Below are 24,555 nucleotides of genomic sequence, written 5' to 3'. Positions count from 1 at the left end.
TACATCCTCGCACAAGTAGTGCTTTTCATTGAATTTTGTACTAGAATTTTAAACCAAAAAACAAAACAATGAAAACAAGATTTTATTTCTCAGCAATCGCTTTGCTTTTTAGCATTGCCTTAATAGCACAATCAAAACAAGACAAACCAAGTGTATTAATGGTGCTTTCTAGTCATCAAGAATTAGGTGACACAGGTAAGGACACCGGTTATTATTTAAGTGAAGTTACTCATGCTTACGAGGTTTTTGAAGCTAATAATTATGAAATTACCTTAGTAAGTCCAGAAGGCGGCAATCCACCAGTAGATGGTTTTGATCTTAAAGATGAAGTGAATAATAAATATTGGAATGATTCAACATTTCAGAATAAACTTCAAAATACATTAAAAGTTTCAAAAGTAAACGCTAAAGATTACGATGCCATTTATTATGCAGGTGGACATGGTACAATGTGGGATTTTCCAAACAATAAAAAGCTAGCGAAAATTGCTGCAAAAATTTACGAAAATGATGGTGTTGTAGCAGCTGTTTGTCATGGTCCTTCGGCTTTAGTAAATATTAAATTATCTAATGGTAATTATTTAGTTGAAGGTAAAACGGTAAGTGTATTTACAAATGAAGAAGAAGCTAATGTAAAATTAGAGAATGTGGTACCATTTTTATTAGAAGACAAACTTATTGAACGTGGTGCAACTGTAGATAAAGCAGCTATGTGGCAAGAAAAAGTAAGCGTAGATGAGCGTTTAGTAACAGGTCAAAATCCTGCTTCTGCAAAATTAGCAGCAGAAAAAATTGTAGAACTTTTAGAGGATAAACACTAAAATGGAAACGCAAACAGCAGCTCTAAAAACCAAATCTAAACGTAAAAGCCTACCAGCTGCATTATGGGCATTAACCATAAGTGCATTTGGTATTGGTACGACAGAGTTTGTTATTGTTGGCTTATTGTCAACAGTAGCAAACGATTTAAATACCTCAATATCCTCTGCAGGTTTACTAGTCAGTCTGTACGCAGTTGGTGTTGCAATTGGTGCGCCAGTATTAACCGCTTTAACAAGCCAGATCGCAAGAAAACGACTACTAATTGCAATAATGCTATTGTTTATAATTGGTAACGGATTAGCAGCTATTGCACCAAGTTTTATCTTACTAATTTTAGCTAGAATATTAACTGGTTTTGCGCATGGTGTGTTTTTTTCAATAGGCTCAACAATTGCAGCTAGTTTAGTACCAGAAGATAAACGTGCTTCTGCCATTTCTATAATGTTTGCAGGTTTAACTGTAGCAATTGTTACTGGTGTACCATTAGGAACCTATATAGGGCAAAATTTTGGATGGCGTGCCACCTTTATAGGTGTCGCTATCTTAGGAATTATTGGTGCTGTAGCAAGTTACGTTTTGGTACCAGCGTCGATTAAAACATCAAAACCACTTCGTATTGTAGATCAGTTAAAAGTACTTAAAAACCGTTCTATTTTACTGGTGCTTGCTATCACAGCTTTAGGCTATGGTGGTACTTTTGTAACCTTTACTTATTTAGCACCATTATTAGAAGAAGTTACTGGTTTTTCAGCAAATATGACGAGTGTTTTATTACTGGTTTACGGTATCGCAATAGCGTTAGGAAATGTAATTGGCGGTAAAGTATCTAACAAAAAACCAGGAAAAGCCTTAATGGTGATGTTTGCCTTACAAGCTATAATATTATTTATACTTTATTTTACAGCATCTAGCCAAATATGGTCGGTTGTTACACTATTTTTTATGGGCATATTAGCCTTTTCTAACGTGCCAGCATTACAATTGTATGTGGTAAAAATGTCTGAAAAATATTTACCAGGAACTGAAGATGTTTCATCTGCTTTAAATATTGCAGCCTTTAATGTAGGTATTGCAATTGGCGCTTATGTTGGTGGACTTATTGTCGAATCTTCACTTGGTGTTGGCGCAACACCTTGGGTAGGTAGTATATTAGTAATAGTTGGCTTTTTAATCACTTTAATTTTATACAAAAAAGAAAAACTTTAAAACAATGAAAACTTTACAATTTAGAAATAACGACGAAATGCCAATTCTAGGTCTTGGAACCTTTAGATCAGAACCTAATGAGGTGTACACGTCGGTATACGAAGCTATTAAAATAGGTTACCGACATATTGATTGTGCATCAGTATATGGTAACGAAAAAGAAGTAGGAAACGCTATCGCAGATGCCATTAAAGAAGGTATTGTTACACGTGAAGACCTATGGATTACTTCAAAATTATGGAGCGATTCTCATGGAAGAGAAAACGTTATTCCTGCGTTACAAAACACCTTAAACGATTTACAGTTAGAGTATTTAGATTTATACCTAATCCATTGGCCAGTTGCCTTTAAAAAAGGTGTTGAGTTTCCTAAAACGGTAGAAGAATTTATTCCGCTTGAAGACAAACCGCTTACAGACACTTGGAAAGGTATGGAAGATGCTTTAGAGCAAGGTTTAACTAAGCATATTGGGATGAGTAATTTCAACCAAAATGATTTAACAGACATTATTGATCATGCTAAACATTTACCAGAAATGCTTCAGGTAGAAGTGCATCCGTTTTTACAACAAAACAAACTGTTAGAATTCGCTAAAGCACATCGCATTCACATGACGGCTTATGCGCCAATTGGTTCTGGTGCAAATGAAGATGACGATTTAAATCTGTTGAAAAACAAGACTATTAACGACATCGCAACCGCTAATAACATGACAGCAGCTCAAGTACTTCTAGCTTGGGATATACAACGTGGTGTTTCGGTAATACCAAAATCGGTTAACCCAAAACGTCTTCAAGAAAATTTTGATACCATTCATTTTGAATTGAAAGAAGACGATATGAAACGTATTGAAGCTTTAGATAAACATCATCGTTTTATAGATGGTACATTTTGGGAAGTTGAAAACGGTCCGTATACCGCAGACAGTATCTGGAATGCTTAACAAAACAACATCAGGTAGCTGTATAGTTACCTGATGTTATTGAATTGAAAAAATTGCTATGAAAAATTTTGATAAACTATATACACCAGGTAAAATGACGCTTGGTATTGAGTTTCCTTTAGATAACGATTGGTCTTTAGAAGGCGATAAAAAAAGAAAAGAAGACGGTAGACCATTTGGTGTGCCAGATATAAGCAAGCATTTACAGTACGTTAAACAAATTGATAAGGCTGGTTTTGCTGCAGTTTGGATTAGAGAAGTACCTGTTTACGATCCTAATTTTGGTGATGGCGCACAGTTATTTGACACCTTAAGTTATTTAGGATATTTATCTGCCGCAACTAAAAATGTGTTGTTAGGTACAGCAGCAATAGTTTCACCATTACATCAACCAATAAAACTAGCAAAAGCAACTGCTACTATAGAACATCTAAGTGATAGCAGGCTTATTTTAGGTTTAGGTTTGGGTGATAGACCTATTGAGTTTCCTATGTATGGCATAGATTATCAAGAGCGACCAAAATTGTTTAGAGATCATCTTAATATTATGCAAGAGGCTTGGAAAACCAACAGCGATTTATCTACCATATATCCTTTTTTAAATAAAGGTGTTGCTGTGTACCCAAAGCCAAAACATCAGATTCCGCTAGTTGTTGCAGGACATTCTGGACAAAGTCTCGAGTGGATAGCCAAAAATGCTAATGGTTGGTTTAATTATCCAAGAACACCAGAAGAAACCTATTTAAATCGTAAACGATGGTGTGAAGCGTTATACGATACAGATCAGGCTTGCAAGCCATATATTTCGGCATTTCATTTAAATCTGTTACAAGATGATAATGCGACTTTTAAACCACATCGTTTTGGTGGTGCAATTGGTATTAATCATTTAACCGAATTATTAAAAGCTTACGAAGAGGCAGGTGTAAACCATATGGCATTACATTTACGAAAATCAGACACACCTTTAGATGAAGCAATAGGTAAAATTTCCGATATTGTTTTACCAAATTTCAATTCATAATGCAGTTACAGTCCGTTCATCATATTGCCATAATCTGTTCAAATTACGAAATGTCAAAAGCATTTTATACAGACATTCTTGGTTTTAGCATAAAAAATGAAGTTTATCGTAAAGACCGAGATTCTTACAAGTTAGATTTAGCATTAAATAATCAATATATAATAGAGTTGTTTTCGTTTCCTAATCCGCCAAAACGCGTATCGCAACCAGAAGCGGCAGGTTTACGACATATTGCTTTTAGTGTAAATAATTTAGAAGAAAGTTTACAATACTTAGATTCAAAAAAAATTACGCATGAAGGTGTTAGAATAGATCCATTTACCAATAAGAAATTTACATTTTTTAATGATCCAGACAATCTACCTATTGAATTATATGAGTTGTAAATTTTATATTGATAGTAGTTCTTAAAATAATGAGAAATAAAAAAAAGCCTTACAGAAATGTAAGGCTTTTATTTTTAAAGACATTAAAAGAATTAGTGTCCTTTAACTGCTTCTTTTGCTTTGTCTGCTGCATCGTTTACAGCGTCTTTAGCACCTTCTTTAACTGAATCAGCTGCTTCTTCTACTGCGTCAACAGCATCATCAATAGCTTCTTCTGTTGCATCAGCTGCATCGTCCATAGCTTCTCCAGCCTCTTCAACAGCTTCTTCAACTGCGTCACCTGTAGCTTCAGCTGCGTTTTCTATTGCATCTCCAGCTTCATCTGCTTTCTCTTTTGTTTCTCTACATGCTGTGAATGACAATCCAAGTGCCAAAACAAGTAATAATAATTTTTTCATTGTTTAAAATAGTTTTAAGTGTTAAATATGTTACACGAAATTAATAACTTATAATGAATAATCAATGAAAAATTTTAACAAATATTAACATTTTTATTAAGATTATTCAAAATATTAGTCTATTTACGTATGTAATTGATTATTTGGATTACAGCACCTTTATTTTTTTTAATAAAGTTGAAATTTAGTGTGCCTTGTTGTAGTCTTTTGTCTTTATTTTCTATTAGCAACTGTAATTTATCTTCTAATTCATTGAAATTTTTGATAGAAATCAACCCTCCATTGTCAATCATTTCATATGCTTCTGGGAAATTTTTATAGTTACTTCCAATGATTATTGGGACACCAAAAACCGCAGGTTCTAAAATGTTATGAAGGCCAGTGTTGCCCATTGCACCTCCAACATAAGCAATATTAGCATAAGCATAAATTTTACTTAATAGTCCGATAGTGTCTATCACAAATACTGAATAGTTAGAAAGTAATTTGCCCTCTTTTTGTGAGAATAAAACGGTTTCAACATTTAGTTTTTTAGTAATACTTTGAATTTGAGCAGCTTTGATATTATGAGGTGCAATAATATATTTAACATCGAGGTTTTGATTGTTATTTATGAACTTAATGAGTAACTCTTCATCTTCTGGCCATGAGCTGCCAATAACTACGCAGAGTTTGTCTTGTTTAAAGTTTGATATAAAGTCTAAAGTGTTATCTTGATTAAGTTGATTGCTAACACGATCAAAGCGAGTATCACCTGCAACGGTTACATTTTTTAAACCAAGAGTGTTTGCTAGAGTTTTTGAACTTTTATTTTGAACAAAAATGTGTTCAAATGTATGTAAAGCCTTTTTAGTTTTTGAACCATAAAACTTAAAGTAAGATTGGTTTTTTCTAAATGTAGCCGAAATTAAAATAGCTCTTAATTTACGTTTGTTTAGAGCATTCAACATATTCGGCCAAATGTCGTATTTTACAAAAATGGTCAGTTCAGGTTTTATTAAATTTATAAACCGTTTTGCATTACTTTTTGTGTCTAAAGGTAAGTACACAACAAGATCAGCAACGTCGGTGTTTTTTCTTATTTCATAACCTGAAGGAGAAAAAAAAGATAATACGATTTTATGGTTGGGGTAAAGTGTTCTTAGTTCTTTAAAAACTGGTAAGCCTTGTTCAAATTCACCTAACGAAGCACAATGAAACCAAAGTGTATTGTCTTCTTTTTTAAGGTGTTGGTTTAGTTTTTTAAATGTTTCATTTCGACCTTTAACACCTAGCCTTATTTTTTCATTAAATAAAGCTACAATTTGTAATATAAAACCTAAAAAATAAATACCAAGATTGTATAATATTCCCACGTAAATTATGTTTTTGCTAAAATACATTACTTTACACTAAATTCATTGGCTGTCGTTATTGAATTTTGTAAATTCGCTACTCGTCAAATGTTTTTTTGACACTTTCTACAACTCATTACAAATTTCGAATGAAAAAAATACAAATGGTTGACCTTAAGGGTCAATATGAAAAAATTAAAACTACAGTAGATCAATCTATATTAGAAGTTTTAGATTCTACAGCATATATTAATGGGCCAAAGGTTCATGAGTTTCAAAGTAATTTAGAAAATTATTTAGGCGTAAAACATGTAATTCCTTGTGCTAATGGAACAGATGCTTTGCAAATTGCAATGATGGGATTAGGATTACAACCAGGAGATGAGGTTATAACAGCTGATTTTACATTTGCGGCAACAGTTGAGGTTATTGCGTTATTGCAGTTGACACCTGTTTTGGTAGATGTTGATGAGAAAAATTTTAATATCGATATTGAAGCTATTAAAAAAGCGATTACTCCTAAAACCAAAGCTATTGTTCCTGTGCATTTGTTTGGACAATGTGCAAATATGGAAGCGATTATGGAAATTGCTCAAGAACATAACCTTTATGTAATAGAAGATAATGCTCAAGCTATTGGTGCAACTTATACTTACAGTAATGGTAAAAAAGCCAAGGTTGGTACAATAGGTCATGTGGCTTCAACTTCATTTTTTCCATCTAAAAATTTAGGGTGTTATGGAGATGGAGGTGCAATTTTCACTAATGATGATGATTTAGCGCATACTATTAGAGGAATTGTAAATCATGGTATGTATGAGCGTTACCATCATGATGTTGTAGGTGTTAACTCGCGTTTAGACTCTGTTCAAGCTGCAGTTTTAAATGCTAAACTACCAAACTTAGATACATATAATTCTGCAAGAATAAAGGCAGCTAATGCTTATGACAAAGCATTTGAAGGTCAAGAAAAAATTGTTACTCCTCATAGAGATGGAGCAGAAGATAATCACGTGTTTCATCAATATACATTGAGAGTTTTAGATACTGATAGAGACGCTTTGGTTAAACATTTGAATGAAAACGGAATTCCATGTGGTGTGTATTATCCAATTCCGTTGCATTTACAAAAAGCGTATAAGGATTCTAGATATAATGAAGCCGATTTTAAAGTTACCAATCAATTGGTGAAAGAAGTGATTTCGTTACCAATGCACACCGAGCTTGATGATGAACAAATAAGCTTTATTACAAATACAGTTATAAATTTCATAAACAACAATTAATGAAAGTATTAGTTACAGGAGGACTAGGATTTATAGGCTCACATACTGTCGTTGAATTACAAAACAAAGGTTTTGAAGTCGTAATAATTGATGATCTTTCAAATTCCTCAATAGATGTGCTTGAAGGCATTACAGCAATTACAGGTAAAACACCAATCTTTGAAAAACTAGATTTAAAAGATAAATTAAAAGTTGAAACATTTTTTAATGCTCACAAAGATATTGTAGGTGTAATTCATTTTGCAGCAAGTAAAGCGGTAGGCGAAAGTGTTGAGAAACCTCTGTTGTATTATGAAAACAACTTAAATACGCTTATTTACATGCTTAAGTCGGTTTTAGGTTTACAAGCATCTAACTTTATTTTTAGTTCTTCATGTACAGTATACGGACAAGCTGATACTATGCCAATACTTGAAAATGCACCAGTAAAACCAGCTGAATCTCCTTACGGAAACACAAAGCAAATAGGAGAGGAGATTATTAAAGATACCTGTAAGGTTAATGATGGTCTTAATGCAATTTCCTTGCGATATTTTAATCCAGTTGGAGCGCACGAGAGTGCTAAAATAGGAGAATTACCTCTTGGTGTTCCTCAAAATTTAGTGCCTTTTATTACTCAAACAGCTGCTGGACTTAGAGAGCAACTTTCGGTATTTGGAGATGACTATCCAACGCCTGATGGTACCTGTATACGAGACTATATTCATGTGGTTGATTTGGCAAAAGCTCATGTTATTGCGTTGCAACGCTTAATTGATAAAACCAATGCTTCTAACTACGAAGTCTTTAACATAGGAACAGGTAAAGGCAGTTCAGTGCTAGAAGTTATTAAGTCTTTTGAAAAGGTGTCTGGAGAAAAGCTTAATTACAAGATTGCTCCAAGGCGTGCAGGTGATATTACAAAAGCTTATGCTGACACGTCAAAGTCTAATAATGAATTGGGTTGGAAAGCTGAACTAACTTTAGACGATGCTATGCGTTCTGCATGGAATTGGGAAAAAAAGATAAGAAACCTGTAATACGTGTGTTGTTATTGCTGTAAGATTTAACAGTAACTAAGTCAGTGTATTAACAATTTTTTAAGAGCATTTCATTATTAAATTGAATAACTTTAAAAAGGCTAATTCAATCTAATGAAATTTCATTTAAAAATAAAAAGGTTGCTTTTATCTATTGGTTTTACTTTGTTTATAACCAATTGTTTTTCAATGACTGCTATTGATGTTGCACAATTAAGTGACTCCTATAATTTAAAGTATGGAGTTTTAGACTTTTTATATTTCTACGTTGCACTTATTGGTTTTTATGTTGCCATAATCCTCAATTTTACAAAGAATACTGATAGAGTTAGTACAAGTTTAATGAGTGGTTTTATTCTTGTACATGCTTTTTTTATATTGGATTTTGTGCTTTATAATACCAATTATCAGCTTAAATATGCACATACTTATTTAATGTCTGCTTCTGTAGCTTTACTTTATGGTCCATTATTGTACTTTTACTTTAAAAGAATTAATAATCAACATAAGTTTAAAGCATTAGATGCTTTACACCTCTTACCTACAGTGGTATTACTTTTCTTCTTATTCCCATTGTATAGTTTGCCTTTAGAAGAAAAAATGAAAATACAATTAGGGACAAGTAGTGTTTACACTGAAAGTTCGTTTTTTTATATAGTTTTTATCCCAAAGTTAGTGTCGTTAATTATCTACGGATTTTTGATAAGTAAAAATCATTTAAAGAGTACAAAGTCTAAACTATACAAGAATTTAGAAGCAATCGTTTTTTGGAAGAAGGGAGTGTATAGAATGCATGTACTTTTTGTAGTGTCTTATTTTATATATGGTATATCAATTAGTGGCCTGTTTTTTAATGCATATAGTTTTATTTATCAAATTGTAGTGGTAGCTATGGCTTTAATGGTGCTTTATATTTCCTATATGGCTCAAGTGCAACCTAAAGTATTTAGTAAAGAAATAATTTTAAAGAATACTGAGTTTTTTTCAAAGTATCAAAAATCAGGATTAACAAAATCGTTGTCCAATGAATTGAAGCAAAATTTGATTACGCTTATGGTAGATCATAAAATATTTATGGATAACAGTCTAAACCTAGAAAGCCTTTCTGAGAAACTCGAAACATCTCGCCATAATACATCTCAGATTATAAATGAGCATTTTAATATGAACTTTTTTGAGCTAGTTAATAAATTTAGAGTTGAAGAAGCTATCCAAATGCTTAAGCTAAGCGATAAGAATACTCAAATTATTGATGTTGCTTATGCTGTTGGTTATAATAATAAGGTTACATTTAATAAAGCATTCAAGAAAGAAACTTCTCTAACACCTTCACAGTTTTTGAAATCAGTAAATGAAAAATGAGTAAACTATTATAGGCTTTACCTTTTTTTAACGACAAAATAGCTTCATTTATGATGCAATTGCAAAGGTAGTTTGTCTGCATCAAACTAAAACTAAATCCTATAGTTTCATTAAGCTTTGTATTCATATTGTGAAAAAAATAGATTTGAATTAGCCTTTAAAAATATTTATCACCTACCTTTTTGCAGTTGTATTTTTAATTATTTCAATAGTAATATAGTTATCAACGTCTCAAGGAAAAAGTATCAACTTAACCCTGACTTCTGTTAGTTAGGAATGAGTTAAGTTCTTTTATTGAGCATGTCTAACTCAATACAAGTTTTAGGTAAAATCTGAAAGATTAAGTAATTTCCTTGAGGCTTTTTATGAAAGACCAGTATTTTTTGAATTTTCAATAGATGCTGGTTTTTCCTACAAATATCATAACGATATACGCATTAAATTATCATATTCGTATTTAATAAATTGATTAACAATGATTTAACCTCAATTATTTTGAATTGGGATATAAGATGCCTTTCTTTGCCTTGAATGATAAATGAATAAAATGAAATTGATAAGTATAAAAAGACAGACAAAACCCGAAGCACGATTCACTCCAAAAATGGGTTTATTACAAACAAATGTAACGTATATTAAAAAGCAATTTTTAAGTATTCCGTTTAAAACCCTTCACAAATATAGAGAGACATACTATGGTGAAGTAAAAGATTGCGAAGACTGTATTTTAGCTAAATAAAAAAAAGCCTCTTAATAGAGGCTTTTACTTTTTTATTCTACTGTTGTTTTTTTCTTAGTAAAAAAACTTCCCAAAAGTAATAATATCATCCCAGATGTAACTGATACATCGGCAAGATTGAAGATTCCGGTTCTAAATACTCCACCAAAATCTAAATGAAGAAAATCTATTACTTTACCATAAGCAATACGGTCAAAAATATTAGCAATTCCACCTCCAGCAATACAACTTAGACCAATAATTGCTAATTTATCTAAATGTTTGTTTTTGAAAATATAAAAAACAAGATAGCTTAATACTAAAACGGGTAATAGTATTAAAAGTATAATACGTAATGTGTCGTTTAGTTCGCTACCCATTCCTAAAAAGGCGCCTGAGTTTTTTACATATTGAAGAATAAAAGTGTTACCAAAAACTTCAATGGTTTCACCTAAATTCATTTTACTATCAACTATCAATTTAGATATTTGATCTACAGCAATGTTTACTACAATAAGTAGTATTATAGCTAAATTTCTAGATAGTTTCATAAGTTATGAGTTAGTCTCAAAAGTTGCTGAAACCGTTTCAGCTTCTCTATTTATTTTTTTAACTAAACCTTGTAATACTTTTCCAGGTCCAACTTCAGTAAATAAGGTTGCACCATCAGTAATCATTTGTTGTACCGATTGTGTCCATCTTACAGGAGCTGTTAATTGAGAGATTAAATTGGTTTTAATGGCAGCTTCATCAATTACTGCACTTGCTGTAACGTTTTGGTATATTGGGCAGTTTGGTTTTCCAAACATTGTATTTTCAATAGCAGCAGCAAGTTCTTCTCTTGCTGGTTCCATTAAAGGTGAGTGAAATGCTCCACCTACAGGCAGTACTAATGCACGACGAGCTCCTTCTTCTTTTAAAGTTTCACAAGCTTTGTTAATAGCCTCAACTTCTCCAGAGATTACTAATTGTCCTGGACAGTTATAATTAGCAGCAACTACAACACCTTCGGTCATTGCACATACTTTTTCAACTACATCATCATCCAATCCTAATACTGCAGCCATTGTGCTTGGTTGTAATTCGCAAGCTTTTTGCATTGCCAAAGCACGTTGCGATACCAGTTTTAAACCATCTTTAAAAGTTAAAGTGCCATTTGCTACCAAGGCCGAAAACTCTCCTAAAGAGTGTCCTGCAACCATATCAGGTTTAAAACTATCACCTAAGGTTTTAGCTAAAATTACTGAGTGTAAAAATATTGCAGGTTGAGTAACTTTTGTTTCTTTAAGGTCTTCTGCAGAACCTTCAAACATTATATCAGTTATAGAGAATCCTAGAATATCATTGGCTTGTTCAAAAAGTTCTTGAGCAAGAGGTGAATTTTCATATAAGTCTAATCCCATTCCAGTAAATTGGGCACCTTGACCAGGAAAAATGTATGCTTTCATGTATTAAAGTTTTATGTTGCAAAAATAGGAATAATATCTTTAAAAGATATTAGCATTAATTTTTGAGATAGGTATACTTTTTTACTGTCTTACATAGGTTATAAAAGAAAACGCATGATTGTGCTTTTCATCTTTTTCATGGCGTTCTCTATCTATTTCTTTCCAAGTGGTAGTATCTATTTCTGGAAAAAATGTATCAGCACTTTCAAAAGTCTCATGTACTCTTGTAAGTTCAATTTTATCAACAAGATTAATGGATTGTTTGTAAATTTCTCCGCCACCAATTATAAACGGTTGTGTGTCACTTTTAGCAGCATCAATAGCGTCTTCTAAAGAATTAACTACAATTACTCCGTCTGGCACTTTGTAGTTGTCTTGTCTTGTAATTACAATATGTGTTCTGTTAGGAAGCGGTTTAGGAAAACTTTCAAAAGTCTTACGACCCATTATAATATGATGACCAGAGGTTAAACTTTTAAAACGTTTAAGGTCGTTGCTTAAATGCCAAATAAGGTCATTGTCTTTACCAATAGCATTATCTTCACCTGCAGCAACAATTATGGTAAGTTGACTAGCCTTGTTGCTTTTTTTAAGTTTTTGAACTTCATTATATGCTTGGGTTTTTGCCATATGTGTTTCTTCTTTCAAAAAACCTTGTTTTAGTTGTTCAATACGCTCTTGTTGTTTAGCAACCAGTTTGTCCAATTGCTGTTGTTCCCAAGCTGTTCCCATAAATTTTTGGGTTACAAACACATTAAAAAGATGATATATAAAAAGAAACAACCAAATAAGTATTGCGTATACAAACCAGTCTATACCAAAAAAGGTAGTGTCTTTTCCAATACCTAAAACAGTATTTGCAACAATTAAAAACACAGCTCCAATTAAAAACACAACAAAGTGAGCATATAAGCGCTTTTTTTGTTTAATGCGTTTTTGAGCGTTTTGTATAAGCTCCAATTGTTCTTTATCTATTTGAGGTTTTTGTTTTTTCTTTCCGAACATAATCATGAAATAATTGAAAGGTAAATTTACGTCTTTTTTATAATATAGTTTTTAAGATTTTATAGGTCTGTTTTTTTAAAATAATAGAGTTTAATTGATGTAAAAAGTCACGAAATCGTTGTAACATAAGTGCAGGTGATTGAGTTATTTGAAAGTGCAAACGTTGTAGTGGTAAACACTCTGAAAATCAATCGATAGCAATGTTGAGTATCTGCCAAAAAAGAGCATGTTTTTTTTCTTACTTTAAATTAAAATGAACTCATTTTTAACGAAATGATAAATCGTGTCTCAAATGCAAAGAATTGTTTGTAGCTAGGATTTTCTTTTATAGCTTTGAAATAGAATTAAATACATTTAATTATGGCTATTAAAAAACAATACTTAAAAAGCAAACCAGTATGTAAAGTCACTTTTTCTGTACCTGCTGAAGAAGCTAAAAAAGTAACAGTAGTAGGAACCTTTAACGAGTGGAAAGAGAAAAAAGATTTTCAGCTTAAAAAGTTAAAGAACGGGACTTTTAAAGGTACTGTAGATTTAGAAAAAGACAACTCTTATGAATTTAGATATATTGTAGATGGTACATATACCAACGACGAAGCTGCAGATGCCTATGCATGGAATGACTATGCAGGAGCTGAAAACAGCGTTTTAAATTTATAATTTTGAAAAAACAGATTAGAAGAAAAGCTTTCAAAAATTGAAAGCTTTTTTTGTTTTGTATAGTTTTATCTATTACTAAGATAAACAGGTATTGAATAAGGAATAATAACAGGTTTCCCTTTAATTTTACCAGGAGTCATTTTTGGTAAACCATTAATAACCCTTACAGCCTCTTTTTCAAGTTTTGGGTGAGGACCTCTTGCTTTAGCTTCTATAATTTCCCCTTCTTTATTTAATTTGAAAATAATATAAACGGTATAATCACTTGCTGGCAGGTCAAGGCTTTTAAATACATCAAGATTGTAGTTTTTAGTGATGAATTTTGAAATTTTATCTGACATGCATTTTTTTAGTTTTTTATTACTTCGTTTTCGCTCACAACCAGGATAAATAGGAATTTCATCAAGCACTATAATTTCAGATTCGTTTTCGCTCTCAGGTTTAGTGATTGAATCTTGAGCATTGCTTAGACTAGTAAGAAATAAAAAGCAAGTAAAAAAGACTAGTGTTTTAAGCATGTTTATACAGCAACAGCACCTTTAATATGTGGGTGTGGATTATAATCCACTAAAGTGAAATCGTCAAAAGTAAAGCTAAAAATATCCTTTACTTCAGGATTCAAAATCATTTTTGGTAATGGTCTTGGGTCTCTAGAAAGTTGCAATTCTAGTTGCTCGTAGTGGTTGCTGTAAATATGAGCATCACCAAAAGTGTGTATAAATTCTCCAGCTTCATAACCACACACTTGAGCCATCATCATGGTAAACAATGCATAAGACGCAATATTGAAAGGAACGCCTAAAAATATGTCAGCACTACGTTGATAAAGTTGACAAGATAGCTTTCCGTTTGCTACGTAAAATTGAAAAAACGCATGGCAAGGAGGTAATGCAGCTTTACCGTTTGCAACATTTTCACTAAAGCTTTTAGAAGTGTCAGGTAGCACTGAAGGATTCCAAGCTGAAACTAACATTCTTCGGCTATTTGGGTTGGTTTTAAGTGTTTCAACCACTTCCTTTATTTGGTCAATTTCGTCACTATTCCAATTGCGCCATTGATGACCGTAAACAGGTCCTAAGTCTCCATTTTCGTCAGCCCATTCGTTCCAAATACGAACGCCATTTTCGGTTAAATAGTTAATGTTTGTATCACCTTTTAAAAACCACAGTAACTCATGAATTATTGACTTAAGATGTAGTTTTTTTGTTGTTACCATTGGGAAACCTTCACTTAAATCAAAACGCATTTGATAACCAAAAACACTTTTTGTTCCTGTTCCTGTTCTATCTCCTTTTTCGTTTCCGTGTTCTAAAACGTGTTTTACTAAATCTAAATACTGCTTCATAATCTATTCCTGCGAAAGCAGGAATCTGTTTTTTAAGTTAGACATTTGCTGAAGAAATTTCAGTGCATACGAAATTAATAAAAAAGAAATGCTGTTTTTATATTTGATAAACGATAGATATGAAAAAGTTATTAACGAAGATAAAGCACTTGTTTGTACACTTCGATTCGATGCTTATTAAAAGATTTCTGCTTTTGCAGAAATTGTTTAACCTATAATCATACCAGCAATAGTTGCTGAAATCAATGATGCAATTGTACCTCCAATTAAAGCTTTCATCCCAAATTTAGATAAGGTTTTACGCTGTCCTGGAGCTAAAGAACCAATACCTCCAATTTGAATACCAATAGATGCAAAATTAGCAAAACCACATAGCATGTAAGTTGCCATGATTATTGATTTTTCGTATGTTAAATGAATTGAGTTTCCTGCGTTTTTAAGGTCTGCTAATTGAATGTATCCAACAAATTCACTTGCAGCTAATTTAATACCTAGCAACTGTCCCATAAGTGCCATGTCTTCTTTGGCAACACCAATTAACCACATTAAAGGAGAGAAAATATAGCCCAAGATAAACTCTAATGATAAACTCTCATATCTAGTATTTTCAACAATCCAAGAGTTTAAACCAGTAAAATATCCTATTTTTCCAAATCCATAGTTAATCATAGCTATAAACGCTACAAACACCAAAAGCATAGCGCCAACATTAACGGCAAGTTTTAAACCTTCGGTAGTTCCATTAGCAATAGCGTCTAGTATATTTGAACCAATTTTATCTTGAGATACAGAAACATCTGTATTTACCTCTTCAGTTTGTGGGTAGAGTATTTTTGAAATAACAATAGCTCCTGGAGCAGCCATTACTGATGCCGCTAAAAGGTGTTTTGCGTAAAATAGTCTTAATTCAGGATCATCACCACCAAGAAAACCAATGTAAGCTGCAAGTACAGCTCCAGCAACGGTAGCCATACCACCAATCATGACAAGTAGCATTTCGGACTTGTTCATTTTTTCTAAGTAGGCTTTAATTAATAAAGGTGCTTCGGTTTGTCCTAAAAAGATATTTCCAGCAACACTTAAACTTTCAGCTCCTGAAATTCTTAAGGCTTTTGAAAGTAACCAAGCCATAGCCTTAACAACTTTTTGAATAATTCCTAAGTAAAATAAAACCGATGTAAGTGCCGAAAAGAAAATAATTGTTGGTAGTACTTGGAACGCAAAAATAAACCCAAAGGTATCCATATCAACCACTAAGCCTTCAAATAGAAACTTACTTCCTGCTCTTGTGAAATCTAATATTTGAACAAATATTTTTCCAATAAAGTCAAAAATAGTTTGGACAAATTCCACTTTTAATACTCCAACAGCAATTAGTAGTTGAAAAGCTAGACCAATACAAACGATTCTCCAGTTAATAGCTTTTTTATTACTACTGAATAAAAAAGCAATAAAAACCAAACTTATCATACCTAATACACCTCTCCAAAGACTAGTGAAAGAAAACCCTTGACTAGGAATAATTGTGCTTTCAGGTGTAGCGTCTTCAGTTGTAGTAACAGTATTTTCAGTATCTACTACTTCAGTAATTTCATTAATTGAATTTATAGAGTCTGTTACAATTTCTGTAACTTGTTCAATAGTATCTAATTGAGTAGTTGTTTCTGGATTTTGTGATACGGTTAGGGTTGTAAAAAGAAAAAATAGGGCAACAAAAAACAAAAACTGCTTTCTCATAATTTAAAATAGGTATTACTCTCGTTTTGAGATTTCGTCACGAATATTTGCTGCTTTTTCATAATCTTCATTATTTACAGCTTCGTCTAAAAGTGAATGTAATTCTTCAATAGATTTATCTTTGTAGCTTTCATGAACGCTAGCTTCAATTTCTTCAGCAACTAATTCATCCATTAAGATACTATCTTCTTCTTCGTCTTTTTTAGGATTTACTTTTAAGTAAATACCTGCTTTGTCTAAAATATTTTTGTAAGTAAAAATAGGAGCGTTAAAACGCAAAGCTAAAGCGATGGCATCACTGGTTCTTGCATCAATTATTTCCTCTATTTTATCACGTTCACAAATTAAACTTGAATAAAACACACCATCTACCAATTTGTGGATGATAACTTGTTTAACAACAATATCAAATCGGTCAGCAAAATTTTTAAAAAGGTCGTGTGTTAAGGGTCTAGGAGGTCGTATTTCTTTTTCTAAAGCAATGGCAATTGATTGTGCTTCAAAAGCACCAATAACTATTGGAAGTTTTCGGTCACCATCTACTTCGTTTAAAATCAAAGCGTAAGCGCCATTTTGAGTTTGGCTGTACGATATGCCCTTTATGTTAAGACGAACTAAGCTCATAAATTTAAAAACACAAAGAACTGTTTAAATTAGGACTTTACCAAACTGAAATTAACAGATTTGGAGATTTAGACCAAATTCAAACAGTCCTTTAACAATACAATTTATAAAAAATTATTTATTGCTGAGCTTTAAATTCCTTTAATTTCTCTATTAGTTTAGGTACAACTTCAAAGGCGTCACCCACAATTCCGTAATCAGCAGCTTTAAAGAAAGGTGCTTCAGGATCTGTGTTGATAACTACTTTTACTTTTGATGCGTTGATACCTGCTAAATGCTGAATAGCTCCAGAAATTCCAACTGCAATATATAAGTTTGATGCTACTGGTTTTCCTGTTTGTCCTACGTGCTCACTGTGTGGTCTCCAACCTAAATCACTTACAGGTTTAGAGCATGCTGTAGCAGCACCAAGAACATCTGCTAATTCTTCTATCATTCCCCAGTTTTCTGGACCTTTTAATCCACGTCCACCAGATACTACAACTTCAGCATCTGCAATAGTAACTTGACCTGTAACTTTATCTACAGCATCAACTTGTACTTTTATTTCTGGAATTGAAGCTGAAAAATCTTCAGCAGCTGCACTTGCAGTATTTTCTTTTAATCCGAAAGCATTTTTTGAAACTGCTACTAATTTAACATCAGAGTTAATTGTAGTCATGTTAAATGCTTTGTTTGTAAACGCAGTACGTTTTACTGTAAATGGCGACGTGCTAGAAGGTGCTTCAACCACGTTTGATGCAAAACCTGCATTTAAATCTACTGCTAAAAGAGGTGCTAAATACTTGCTGTCTGCACTTGAGCTTACAATAACAACTTTGGCATCTTCTTTTTCTGTAGCTTGTTTTATAATGCTTGCATAGGCATTGGCATTAAATTTATCTAAATTAGCATCGTTAACTTTTAATACTTTGTCAACACCATAGTTTCCTAAAGCTGATGTGTCATCGGCATTTATAGTAACTGCAGTTACTGTTGTTCCCATTTGGTCTGCAACAGCTTTTGCATAAGAAGCAACCTCAAACGCTACTTTTTTAAATTTTCCTTGTTCTGATTCTGTATATACTAAAACTGACATCTTTTCTTTTTTGTACGTTAATTAAATGACTTTTGCTTCGTTGTGAAGTAGGTTTACTAATTCACCAACATTATCTGCATCTACTAAAGTAACAGCACCTTTTGGAGCTGGTTTTTCAAACTTAACTGAAGCTGTTTCAGCTGATGCATCAACAGGTTCTACAACGTTAAGAGGTTTTTTACGAGCCATCATAATACCTCTCATATTAGGAATACGTAAGTCACTTTCTTCAACAAGTCCTTTTTGACCACCAATTACTAATGGTAAAGTTGTAGACACAGTTTCTTTTCCTCCATCAATTTCTCTTACTGCTTTTGCCGAAGTTCCATCAACCTCAAGGCTAATACAGTTGTTTACAAAATTTGCGCTAGTTAATCCAGCTAACATTCCTGGAACCATGCCTCCATTGTAATCAATAGATTCACGACCAGCAATTACTAAATCGTAACCACCATTTTTTACAACATTTGCCAATTGCTTTGCGACTGCAAAACCGTCTGTAGCTTCAGTGTTAACTCTTATAGCTGTATCTGCTCCAATAGCTAAAGCCTTACGAAGTGTAGGCTCAGTTTCAGGACCACCAACATTTACAACATCTACGCTAGCACCTTGTTTTTCTTTAAACCACATAGCACGAGTTAATCCAAATTCGTCATTAGGATTGATTACGAATTGTACACCATTTGTGTCAAATTTTGTGTCGCCATCCGTAAAATTAATTTTTGAAGTCGTATCAGGTACATGACTAATACATACTAATATTTTCATATCGTTATTATTATGTTTTACACTAAAAAATTTTTGAGGTTACGAAGTTAATTATTTTAATTTGAATATTTACTATGCATGCATAATATTTTTTTCTTTTTAAAGATAATTTCAAGATCGATTGATGAAATTTTGAAAAAAGATGTACAAATTTTAAGAATTCTTTAAAACAAAATACGATTTGAGTGTTTTAAAATAGCATCAATTTAAAAATGAAGACCCAATAAGAAACAATGTATTATTATAAGGTGTATTTTTTATGAAATATTCCTATTTTTGCTTTCCGATTTAAAGAGATAATACATGAAAACTATTCAATTTAGAGAAGCAGTTTGTGAAGCCATGAGCGAAGAAATGCGTCGTGATGAAAGCATTTACTTAATGGGTGAAGAAGTTGCTGAATATAATGGTGCATATAAAGCATCAAAAGGTATGTTGGACGAGTTTGGTCCTAAACGTGTTATTGACACACCAATTGCTGAGCTTGGTTTTGCAGGAATTGCAGTAGGCTCAACAATGACTGGTAATAGACCAATTGTAGAGTATATGACATTCAATTTCTCTTTAGTTGGTATTGACCAAATTATAAACAACGCAGCAAAAATCAGACAAATGTCAGGTGGACAATTTAAGTGTCCAATTGTATTTCGTGGACCTACAGCTTCTGCAGGACAGCTAGCTGCAACACACTCTCAAGCTTTTGAAAGCTGGTTTGCAAACACACCAGGTTTAAAAGTTGTTGTGCCTTCAAACCCTTATGATGCAAAAGGATTATTAAAATCTGCTATTCGCGATGACGATCCAGTAATTTTTATGGAAAGTGAGCAAATGTATGGTGATAAAGGCGAAGTTCCTGAAGGCGAATATTTAATTCCGTTAGGAGTTGCAGATATTAAACGCGAAGGAACTGATGTTACTATCGTTTCTTTCGGGAAAATCATCAAAGAAGCTTACAAAGCTGCTGATGAATTAGAAAAAGAAGGAATTTCTTGTGAAATTATCGATTTACGTACTGTACGTCCAATGGATAGAGCAGCAATTATAACTTCTGTAAAGAAAACAAACAGACTAGTAATTCTTGAAGAAGCATGGCCTTTTGGTAATGTGTCTACTGAAATTACATATTTAGTACAGTCTGAAGCGTTTGATTATTTAGATGCTCCAATTGTAAAAATTAACACAGCCGATACACCTGCTCCTTACTCTCCAGTACTTCTGGAAGAATGGTTACCTAACAGTAACGATGTAATAAAAGCAGTAAAAAAGGTAATGTATAAATAAATCGCATTTTTTTGCGTTATATAAACTTCATTGGCAGTATTGTTGATGAAGTTTTTTGCTTATGAAGATAAAATTAATAGCCCTATTTTTTTGCTTAGGAATTGCTAACGTATTGGCACAGACCAAAGTTAGCGGTCATGTAGTAGACGAAAACAACGATCCAGTTGCTTTCGCCAATGTGCTTTTTAAAGGATCTACCGAAGGTACAATCACTAACGAAAATGGTAAATTTTATCTTGAATCTGAAACTACTTGGGATGCTCTCATCGTTTCTTTTTTAGGTTACGAAACTTTAGAGTTGCCACTTGCCAAAAGAGTAAACTACGAGCTCAATTTGGTTTTAAAAGAAGAAGCCGATGCACTTGATGAGGTTGTAATTGTTACAGGAAAGCAATCTAAAAAAGCCGAAGAAAATCCTGCCATTGCCATTTTAAAGAAAATATGGGAACACAAACGTAAAAACGGACTCAATCAGTTTAAGCAATACGAGTACGATAAATACGAAAAGGTTGAGTTTGACTTAAACACTATTGATAGTGCACTTATAAAAAGCAAGCTGTTTAGAGGTATGGAGTTTGTTTTTGAAGAAGTAGATACCTCAAGAGTAACAGGAAAAACCTACTTGCCAATATTTATTAATGAAGCCGTAAGTAGAGTATATGGCGATAATGTGCTAGACAAGGAGAAAGAAGACTTAAAAGGAAATAAAAATTCTGGTTTTAGCAACAATCAGGTGATTATCGATTTTGTAGACGACCTGTATTCCGATTATAACATTTACGACAACTACCTTAAGTTTTTTGATAAAAGCTTTGTAAGCCCAATTTCTAAAACAGGAATAAATACCTACAACTACGTGCTTTCTGATAGTTCGTTTATTGATAACAAATGGTGTTACAACATTATTTACTATCCACGTAGAAAAAACGAACTTACTTTTAAAGGTGATTTTTGGGTTGCAGATACTACCTATGCTATCAAAGAAATTAATCTGCAAGCCTCTAAAAGTGCTAACATAAACTGGGTAAAAGAAATTTATATAGAACAAGAGTTTGAAGTCCTTAACGACTCGTTGTTTTTGATAAAGCGCGATTATTTTATGTCAGATTTTGCGCTGAACAAAAAAGAAAAATCTCGTGGAATTTACGGTAAGCGTACCACCTTGTATGATAATTACGAGTTTGATAAACCAAAAAACGAAAAGTTTTATAGCGAAGAGGTTTACAACTACAATGAAGACGTTTACAATCGTGATGATTCCTTTTGGGAAGAAAACCGACTAGAGTCGCTCAACAAAGACGAAAAAGGTGTTTACAAAATGTTAGACACTTTAAAAACCGTAAAAAAGTTTAAACGACTTTACAATATTGGTAGCGTGTTAGCTTCAGGTTACATTGAGTTTCCGAGTATTAATTTTGATTATGGACCTATCTTTTCAACGTTTGGATATAATGAAGTAGAAGGTGTAAGGGTAAGAACAGGAGGACGTACCTATTTTGGACCAAACGACCTTTGGAGGCTCGAAGGGTTTTTGGCTTACGGTTTTAGAGACGATAAGTTTAAATACGGTATCTCAGGAAAATGGTTGGTAGATAAAAAGAATCGTATTATTCTCTCTGGTGGAAACCGAAGAGATGTAGAGCAAATAGGAGCGAGTTTAACCAATTCAACCGATGTTTTAGGACGTAGTTTTGCCTCATCAGCTGTGGTTGGTACAAGTCCTAACGATAAACTTTCTAGTATTAATTTAACTACGCTTTCACTGGAAATTGAGCCAGTAAAAAACCTTGTGTTTAGGCTAGGAGCTAACTATAGAACTTTAGAGTCGGCTTCAGAAACTTTTAGTCTCGATTATTTTGATGAAGAATCTCCTACAGGAATTTCATCTGAAATAAGACAATACGAAAGCACGCTTTCGGTATCATATTTTCCAAAACGAAAAATGACAGGTTTTGGTGTAGAACGCAGAAATGCTAATGATAATTATGCAAGCTTGTTTGCTCAATTAAGCAAAGGAGATCGTACTGTTTTTGGTAGCGATTTTGACTATACCAAATTGCAGTTTTCATACATACAACCATGGCAAGTTGGTGGTTTTGGTCGCTTAACCACAACTATCGAAGCAGGTAAAACCTTTGGCGAAGTTCCGCTTGGGTTGTTAAGTGTAGTTCCTGGTAACCAATCGTATTTTTCTATTTACAACACCTTTTCGCAGTTAGATTTTTATGAGTTTGTAACTGATACCTATTCGTCATTGCATTTAGAGCATAATTTTAACGGTCGATTATTTTCGCGTATACCATTTCTTAAAAAGTATAACCTAAGAGCTATTGTTGGCATACGTGGAGTTTGGGGAGAAATTTCACAAGAAAACCGTAACCTTAATGCTTCAGGTTTAATCTACAACGCACCAAGTGATGAGGTGTATTACGAATACAGTGTTGGAGTAGGTAATATTTTTAAAATACTACGTATAGACTTCAATTTTAGAGGGAATTATCTCGATACACCTGACGCACGAAAGTTTGGTGTTACAGGAAGTTTTGGGTTTTATTTTTAGGAGGTTCGTTTAACGGTTTGGCTATGAGCAGGTGGGCTTTAAAAGCTACTTACCTGTCAGCCGAGACCATAGTTTTTTAAAAGTATTATCATTTCGTTTAGCACTGTTCGCCCGCTTGCTTATAGGCTTTGTTGTGCACTGGCTTTTTTCATTTTTTTCTTTTAGCATTCCATTCTCTTGGACTTCAAGATGTTTGTTGTTGTCGAGGAATTCTTGAAATGAACCGCCTTTTATTTCCTTCGTTACAAGGTCGAGTTCGAAGTCAGACCAAGGTTGGTTGGAATTTGTCGGGTCATAAGTTTGTCCACTTATTTTGTTGTCAACGAGTTTTAAGTCTTTGATACCGTCCCAAGAAATTCGGTCGCTTTTCCAAATTTCACCTGTTTGATTGTCGAGCACCAAAATGTGAATGTCGTCTGAACAAATCAGGCTTCCGTCTTCCTTTTGGATAACGTCTTTGATTGTCAGTCCGAAAGTTATTTTGGGTATCTGTTCGTCAGGACTCATAATGTATCCTTGTCCACCTGCGAATACGACAAAAATGTTATGTTCTGGAAAGTCGAAGATGTTGTAATAGTTAGTCCAACCTGGTCTGAAATTGGCGACCCATTCTTCTCCGTCTGACTTCTTGAATTTTACGACATATCCTTCCGAGTAAAATGGTTCTTCGTCAGCCGAAATTGGAATGTACATCGGTCCGTATGGTGGAAGTCCATTTAAAATCTCATATCGTTTTTCTGTCGTCATTTAGTTTCTTGGTGTCGTTCTTTTAGCTTGTGCACAATTATAAGATATGGATTAATCCAAATAATTCATATCCACTGTTAAATTACGGTTATTTTTTTGATAAAGTCAAGGGTAATTAATTGCCATAACTCAAACATTACATTATATTTGCAGCCCGAAAAACAAATATAAAATATGACAGCAGCAGGAAAATTGACCTTTGATGTACTAATAGAAATCCCTAAAGGAAGTAGAAATAAATACGAATACGATTTTGAACTAAAAAAAATTAGATTTGATCGTATGTTGTTTTCATCAATGATGTATCCTGGAGATTATGGGTTTATTCCTGAAACTTTAGCTTTAGATCAAGATCCTCTAGACGTTTTAGTATTAGGAACAGAGCCAACATTTCCAATGTGTGTTATGGAAGTAAAACCAATAGGTGTGTTTCACATGACAGATGAAAAAGGACCAGATGAAAAATTAATATGTGTGCCAATTTCTGACCCAATCTGGAATAAATACAACGATATTGAAGATTTAAACCCACATAGAATTAAAGAAATTGAACACTTTTTTCAGGTTTACAAAGACTTAGAAGAAAAGAAAGTTGACGTAGGTGGTTGGGGAAATGCTAAAGAAGCATACGAAATCCTTAACAAATGTGTGGAGCGCTACGAAAGCAGTGAGCACAAAGCAAACGGTAACTTTACAATATAAAATAGCTTGTAACATAGCAATTTAGAGCCCTTACACTGCAGAAGTGTAAGGGCTTTTTAATATTAATCCATTTTGTTACATTTGTTAAGATACAAACTAATC

Annotated in this window: 25 protein-coding genes; 13 read left to right on the top strand and 12 right to left on the bottom strand. The window is 33.2% G+C overall.

All coding sequences use genetic code 11. The features are described 5' to 3' along the window. Nucleotides 1-68 precede the first annotated feature (68 nt). From OD803_RS11570 to gloA2, 5 genes are read left to right on the top strand one after another with little or no spacing between them, the layout of a single operon-like run. Nucleotides 69-821, top strand: a complete 753-nt coding sequence (locus OD803_RS11570) for a type 1 glutamine amidotransferase domain-containing protein (protein WP_262733520.1) — start codon at nucleotides 69-71, stop codon at nucleotides 819-821. Between the two features lies 1 nt (nucleotide 822). Next, nucleotides 823-2,028, top strand: coding sequence for an MFS transporter (locus OD803_RS11565; protein ID WP_262733519.1), 1,206 nt, complete (start codon nucleotides 823-825; stop codon nucleotides 2,026-2,028). A gap of 4 nt (nucleotides 2,029-2,032) precedes the next feature. Beyond that, nucleotides 2,033-2,971: an aldo/keto reductase gene (locus OD803_RS11560; RefSeq protein ID WP_131508868.1), complete on the top strand. Its 939-nt coding sequence runs from the start codon at nucleotides 2,033-2,035 to the stop codon at nucleotides 2,969-2,971. A gap of 58 nt (nucleotides 2,972-3,029) precedes the next feature. Beyond that, complete coding sequence (locus tag OD803_RS11555) at nucleotides 3,030-3,995, top strand: TIGR03571 family LLM class oxidoreductase (protein WP_131508869.1); 966 nt, start codon at nucleotides 3,030-3,032, stop codon at nucleotides 3,993-3,995. Beyond that, entirely contained in the window at nucleotides 3,995-4,381 is a 387-nt protein-coding gene (gloA2, locus tag OD803_RS11550) for an SMU1112c/YaeR family gloxylase I-like metalloprotein (RefSeq protein ID WP_131508870.1), read from the top strand. The genes OD803_RS11555 and gloA2 overlap by 1 nt, the downstream gene beginning before the upstream one ends. A gap of 92 nt (nucleotides 4,382-4,473) precedes the next feature. On the opposite strand, the gene OD803_RS11545 is transcribed toward gloA2, so the two are convergent. Beyond that, nucleotides 4,474-4,779 (bottom strand): hypothetical protein, encoded by a 306-nt coding sequence (locus OD803_RS11545; protein WP_129761150.1) that lies wholly within the window; start codon nucleotides 4,777-4,779, stop codon nucleotides 4,474-4,476. Nucleotides 4,780-4,898: 119 nt separating this feature from the next. After that, a complete protein-coding gene (locus tag OD803_RS11540) occupies nucleotides 4,899-6,134 on the bottom strand; it encodes a 3-deoxy-D-manno-octulosonic acid transferase (protein ID WP_262733518.1) in 1,236 nt (411 codons plus the stop codon). A gap of 128 nt (nucleotides 6,135-6,262) precedes the next feature. Between OD803_RS11540 and OD803_RS11535 the strand changes: the two genes are divergently transcribed. The 4 genes from OD803_RS11535 (at nucleotide 6,263) to OD803_RS11520 (ending at nucleotide 10,519) form a co-directional block, all read left to right on the top strand. Beyond that, entirely contained in the window at nucleotides 6,263-7,399 is a 1,137-nt protein-coding gene (locus OD803_RS11535; protein ID WP_134200795.1) for a DegT/DnrJ/EryC1/StrS family aminotransferase, read from the top strand. Further along, a complete protein-coding gene (gene galE / locus OD803_RS11530; protein WP_262733517.1) occupies nucleotides 7,399-8,418 on the top strand; it encodes a UDP-glucose 4-epimerase GalE in 1,020 nt (339 codons plus the stop codon). Before OD803_RS11535 ends, galE begins: the two co-directional genes overlap by 1 nt. Before the next feature lie 114 nt (nucleotides 8,419-8,532). Continuing rightward, nucleotides 8,533-9,780, top strand: coding sequence for a helix-turn-helix domain-containing protein (locus OD803_RS11525; protein WP_262733516.1), 1,248 nt, complete (start codon nucleotides 8,533-8,535; stop codon nucleotides 9,778-9,780). Nucleotides 9,781-10,327: 547 nt separating this feature from the next. Further along, entirely contained in the window at nucleotides 10,328-10,519 is a 192-nt protein-coding gene (locus tag OD803_RS11520; RefSeq protein ID WP_129761145.1) for a hypothetical protein, read from the top strand. A 32-nt stretch (nucleotides 10,520-10,551) separates the two neighbouring features. Here the strand turns inward: OD803_RS11520 and lspA are convergent, their stop codons facing one another. The 3 genes from lspA to OD803_RS11505 form a co-directional block, all read right to left on the bottom strand. Next, the gene (gene lspA, locus OD803_RS11515; RefSeq protein WP_129761144.1) at nucleotides 10,552-11,049 is read right to left on the bottom strand and encodes a signal peptidase II; all 498 of its coding nucleotides are present in this window, start codon (nucleotides 11,047-11,049) and stop codon (nucleotides 10,552-10,554) included. Nucleotides 11,050-11,052: 3 nt separating this feature from the next. Beyond that, a complete protein-coding gene (gene fabD, locus OD803_RS11510; RefSeq protein WP_129761143.1) occupies nucleotides 11,053-11,946 on the bottom strand; it encodes an ACP S-malonyltransferase in 894 nt (297 codons plus the stop codon). Between the two features lie 81 nt (nucleotides 11,947-12,027). Next, complete coding sequence (locus tag OD803_RS11505; RefSeq protein ID WP_129761142.1) at nucleotides 12,028-12,951, bottom strand: dihydrofolate reductase; 924 nt, start codon at nucleotides 12,949-12,951, stop codon at nucleotides 12,028-12,030. 360 nt (nucleotides 12,952-13,311) lie between these two features. On the opposite strand from OD803_RS11505, the gene OD803_RS11500 reads away from it, so the two are divergent. Continuing rightward, entirely contained in the window at nucleotides 13,312-13,611 is a 300-nt protein-coding gene (locus tag OD803_RS11500) for an isoamylase early set domain-containing protein (protein WP_129761141.1), read from the top strand. A 65-nt stretch (nucleotides 13,612-13,676) separates the two neighbouring features. On the opposite strand, the gene OD803_RS11495 is transcribed toward OD803_RS11500, so the two are convergent. From OD803_RS11495 to OD803_RS11470, 6 genes are all read right to left on the bottom strand, one after another. After that, nucleotides 13,677-14,129 (bottom strand): energy transducer TonB, encoded by a 453-nt coding sequence (locus OD803_RS11495; RefSeq protein ID WP_262733515.1) that lies wholly within the window; start codon nucleotides 14,127-14,129, stop codon nucleotides 13,677-13,679. A 2-nt stretch (nucleotides 14,130-14,131) separates the two neighbouring features. Then, on the bottom strand, nucleotides 14,132-14,956 hold the full coding sequence (locus tag OD803_RS11490) for a thymidylate synthase (protein WP_129761139.1): 825 nt from the start codon (nucleotides 14,954-14,956) through the stop codon (nucleotides 14,132-14,134). 207 nt (nucleotides 14,957-15,163) lie between these two features. Next, nucleotides 15,164-16,693, bottom strand: coding sequence for a NupC/NupG family nucleoside CNT transporter (locus OD803_RS11485; RefSeq protein ID WP_262733514.1), 1,530 nt, complete (start codon nucleotides 16,691-16,693; stop codon nucleotides 15,164-15,166). 15 nt (nucleotides 16,694-16,708) lie between these two features. Further along, nucleotides 16,709-17,317 (bottom strand): bifunctional nuclease family protein, encoded by a 609-nt coding sequence (locus tag OD803_RS11480; RefSeq protein ID WP_129761138.1) that lies wholly within the window; start codon nucleotides 17,315-17,317, stop codon nucleotides 16,709-16,711. A gap of 118 nt (nucleotides 17,318-17,435) precedes the next feature. Then, entirely contained in the window at nucleotides 17,436-18,395 is a 960-nt protein-coding gene (locus OD803_RS11475) for an electron transfer flavoprotein subunit alpha/FixB family protein (protein ID WP_262733513.1), read from the bottom strand. 21 nt (nucleotides 18,396-18,416) lie between these two features. After that, on the bottom strand, nucleotides 18,417-19,163 hold the full coding sequence (locus OD803_RS11470) for an electron transfer flavoprotein subunit beta/FixA family protein (RefSeq protein ID WP_134200813.1): 747 nt from the start codon (nucleotides 19,161-19,163) through the stop codon (nucleotides 18,417-18,419). A gap of 303 nt (nucleotides 19,164-19,466) precedes the next feature. Here OD803_RS11470 and OD803_RS11465 point away from each other — a divergent pair, with 303 nt between their 5' ends. After that, nucleotides 19,467-20,444, top strand: coding sequence for a pyruvate dehydrogenase complex E1 component subunit beta (locus OD803_RS11465; RefSeq protein ID WP_129761135.1), 978 nt, complete (start codon nucleotides 19,467-19,469; stop codon nucleotides 20,442-20,444). A 61-nt stretch (nucleotides 20,445-20,505) separates the two neighbouring features. Then, a complete protein-coding gene (locus OD803_RS11460; RefSeq protein WP_262733512.1) occupies nucleotides 20,506-23,004 on the top strand; it encodes a DUF5686 and carboxypeptidase regulatory-like domain-containing protein in 2,499 nt (832 codons plus the stop codon). 45 nt (nucleotides 23,005-23,049) lie between these two features. Here OD803_RS11460 and OD803_RS11455 read toward each other — a convergent pair whose 3' ends face one another. Continuing rightward, nucleotides 23,050-23,751 carry a hypothetical protein gene (locus OD803_RS11455; protein WP_262733511.1) on the bottom strand — a complete coding sequence of 234 codons (702 nt, stop codon included), beginning with the start codon at nucleotides 23,749-23,751 and terminating at the stop codon, nucleotides 23,050-23,052. Between the two features lie 174 nt (nucleotides 23,752-23,925). Here OD803_RS11455 and OD803_RS11450 point away from each other — a divergent pair, with 174 nt between their 5' ends. Next, complete coding sequence (locus tag OD803_RS11450; RefSeq protein WP_129761132.1) at nucleotides 23,926-24,453, top strand: inorganic diphosphatase; 528 nt, start codon at nucleotides 23,926-23,928, stop codon at nucleotides 24,451-24,453. Nucleotides 24,454-24,555: the final 102 nt, after the last annotated feature.

This window comes from Gaetbulibacter sp. NE, from assembly GCF_025548475.1.
Taxonomy (GTDB): domain Bacteria; phylum Bacteroidota; class Bacteroidia; order Flavobacteriales; family Flavobacteriaceae; genus Gaetbulibacter_B; species Gaetbulibacter_B jejuensis.
The sequence above is the reverse complement of the archived record's forward strand: the minus strand, read 5'-3'. Positions and strand labels throughout refer to the sequence as shown.

Coding starts and splice junctions, on each gene's coding strand:
- OD803_RS11505 (WP_129761142.1), bottom strand. CDS start 12,951: ATGTTCGGAAAGAAAAAACAAAAACCTCAAATAGATAAAGAACAATTG.
- OD803_RS11485 (WP_262733514.1), bottom strand. CDS start 16,693: ATGAGAAAGCAGTTTTTGTTTTTTGTTGCCCTATTTTTTCTTTTTACA.
- OD803_RS11520 (WP_129761145.1), top strand. CDS start 10,328: ATGAAATTGATAAGTATAAAAAGACAGACAAAACCCGAAGCACGATTC.
- OD803_RS11565 (WP_262733519.1), top strand. CDS start 823: ATGGAAACGCAAACAGCAGCTCTAAAAACCAAATCTAAACGTAAAAGC.
- OD803_RS11560 (WP_131508868.1), top strand. CDS start 2,033: ATGAAAACTTTACAATTTAGAAATAACGACGAAATGCCAATTCTAGGT.
- OD803_RS11450 (WP_129761132.1), top strand. CDS start 23,926: ATGACAGCAGCAGGAAAATTGACCTTTGATGTACTAATAGAAATCCCT.
- OD803_RS11525 (WP_262733516.1), top strand. CDS start 8,533: ATGAAATTTCATTTAAAAATAAAAAGGTTGCTTTTATCTATTGGTTTT.
- OD803_RS11545 (WP_129761150.1), bottom strand. CDS start 4,779: ATGAAAAAATTATTATTACTTGTTTTGGCACTTGGATTGTCATTCACA.
- OD803_RS11480 (WP_129761138.1), bottom strand. CDS start 17,317: ATGAGCTTAGTTCGTCTTAACATAAAGGGCATATCGTACAGCCAAACT.
- OD803_RS11460 (WP_262733512.1), top strand. CDS start 20,506: ATGAAGATAAAATTAATAGCCCTATTTTTTTGCTTAGGAATTGCTAAC.
- galE (WP_262733517.1), top strand. CDS start 7,399: ATGAAAGTATTAGTTACAGGAGGACTAGGATTTATAGGCTCACATACT.
- OD803_RS11535 (WP_134200795.1), top strand. CDS start 6,263: ATGAAAAAAATACAAATGGTTGACCTTAAGGGTCAATATGAAAAAATT.
- OD803_RS11570 (WP_262733520.1), top strand. CDS start 69: ATGAAAACAAGATTTTATTTCTCAGCAATCGCTTTGCTTTTTAGCATT.
- OD803_RS11500 (WP_129761141.1), top strand. CDS start 13,312: ATGGCTATTAAAAAACAATACTTAAAAAGCAAACCAGTATGTAAAGTC.
- OD803_RS11455 (WP_262733511.1), bottom strand. CDS start 23,751: ATGACGACAGAAAAACGATATGAGATTTTAAATGGACTTCCACCATAC.
- OD803_RS11495 (WP_262733515.1), bottom strand. CDS start 14,129: ATGCTTAAAACACTAGTCTTTTTTACTTGCTTTTTATTTCTTACTAGT.
- OD803_RS11555 (WP_131508869.1), top strand. CDS start 3,030: ATGAAAAATTTTGATAAACTATATACACCAGGTAAAATGACGCTTGGT.
- lspA (WP_129761144.1), bottom strand. CDS start 11,049: ATGAAACTATCTAGAAATTTAGCTATAATACTACTTATTGTAGTAAAC.
- OD803_RS11475 (WP_262733513.1), bottom strand. CDS start 18,395: ATGTCAGTTTTAGTATATACAGAATCAGAACAAGGAAAATTTAAAAAA.
- OD803_RS11490 (WP_129761139.1), bottom strand. CDS start 14,956: ATGAAGCAGTATTTAGATTTAGTAAAACACGTTTTAGAACACGGAAAC.
- fabD (WP_129761143.1), bottom strand. CDS start 11,946: ATGAAAGCATACATTTTTCCTGGTCAAGGTGCCCAATTTACTGGAATG.
- gloA2 (WP_131508870.1), top strand. CDS start 3,995: ATGCAGTTACAGTCCGTTCATCATATTGCCATAATCTGTTCAAATTAC.
- OD803_RS11465 (WP_129761135.1), top strand. CDS start 19,467: ATGAAAACTATTCAATTTAGAGAAGCAGTTTGTGAAGCCATGAGCGAA.
- OD803_RS11470 (WP_134200813.1), bottom strand. CDS start 19,163: ATGAAAATATTAGTATGTATTAGTCATGTACCTGATACGACTTCAAAA.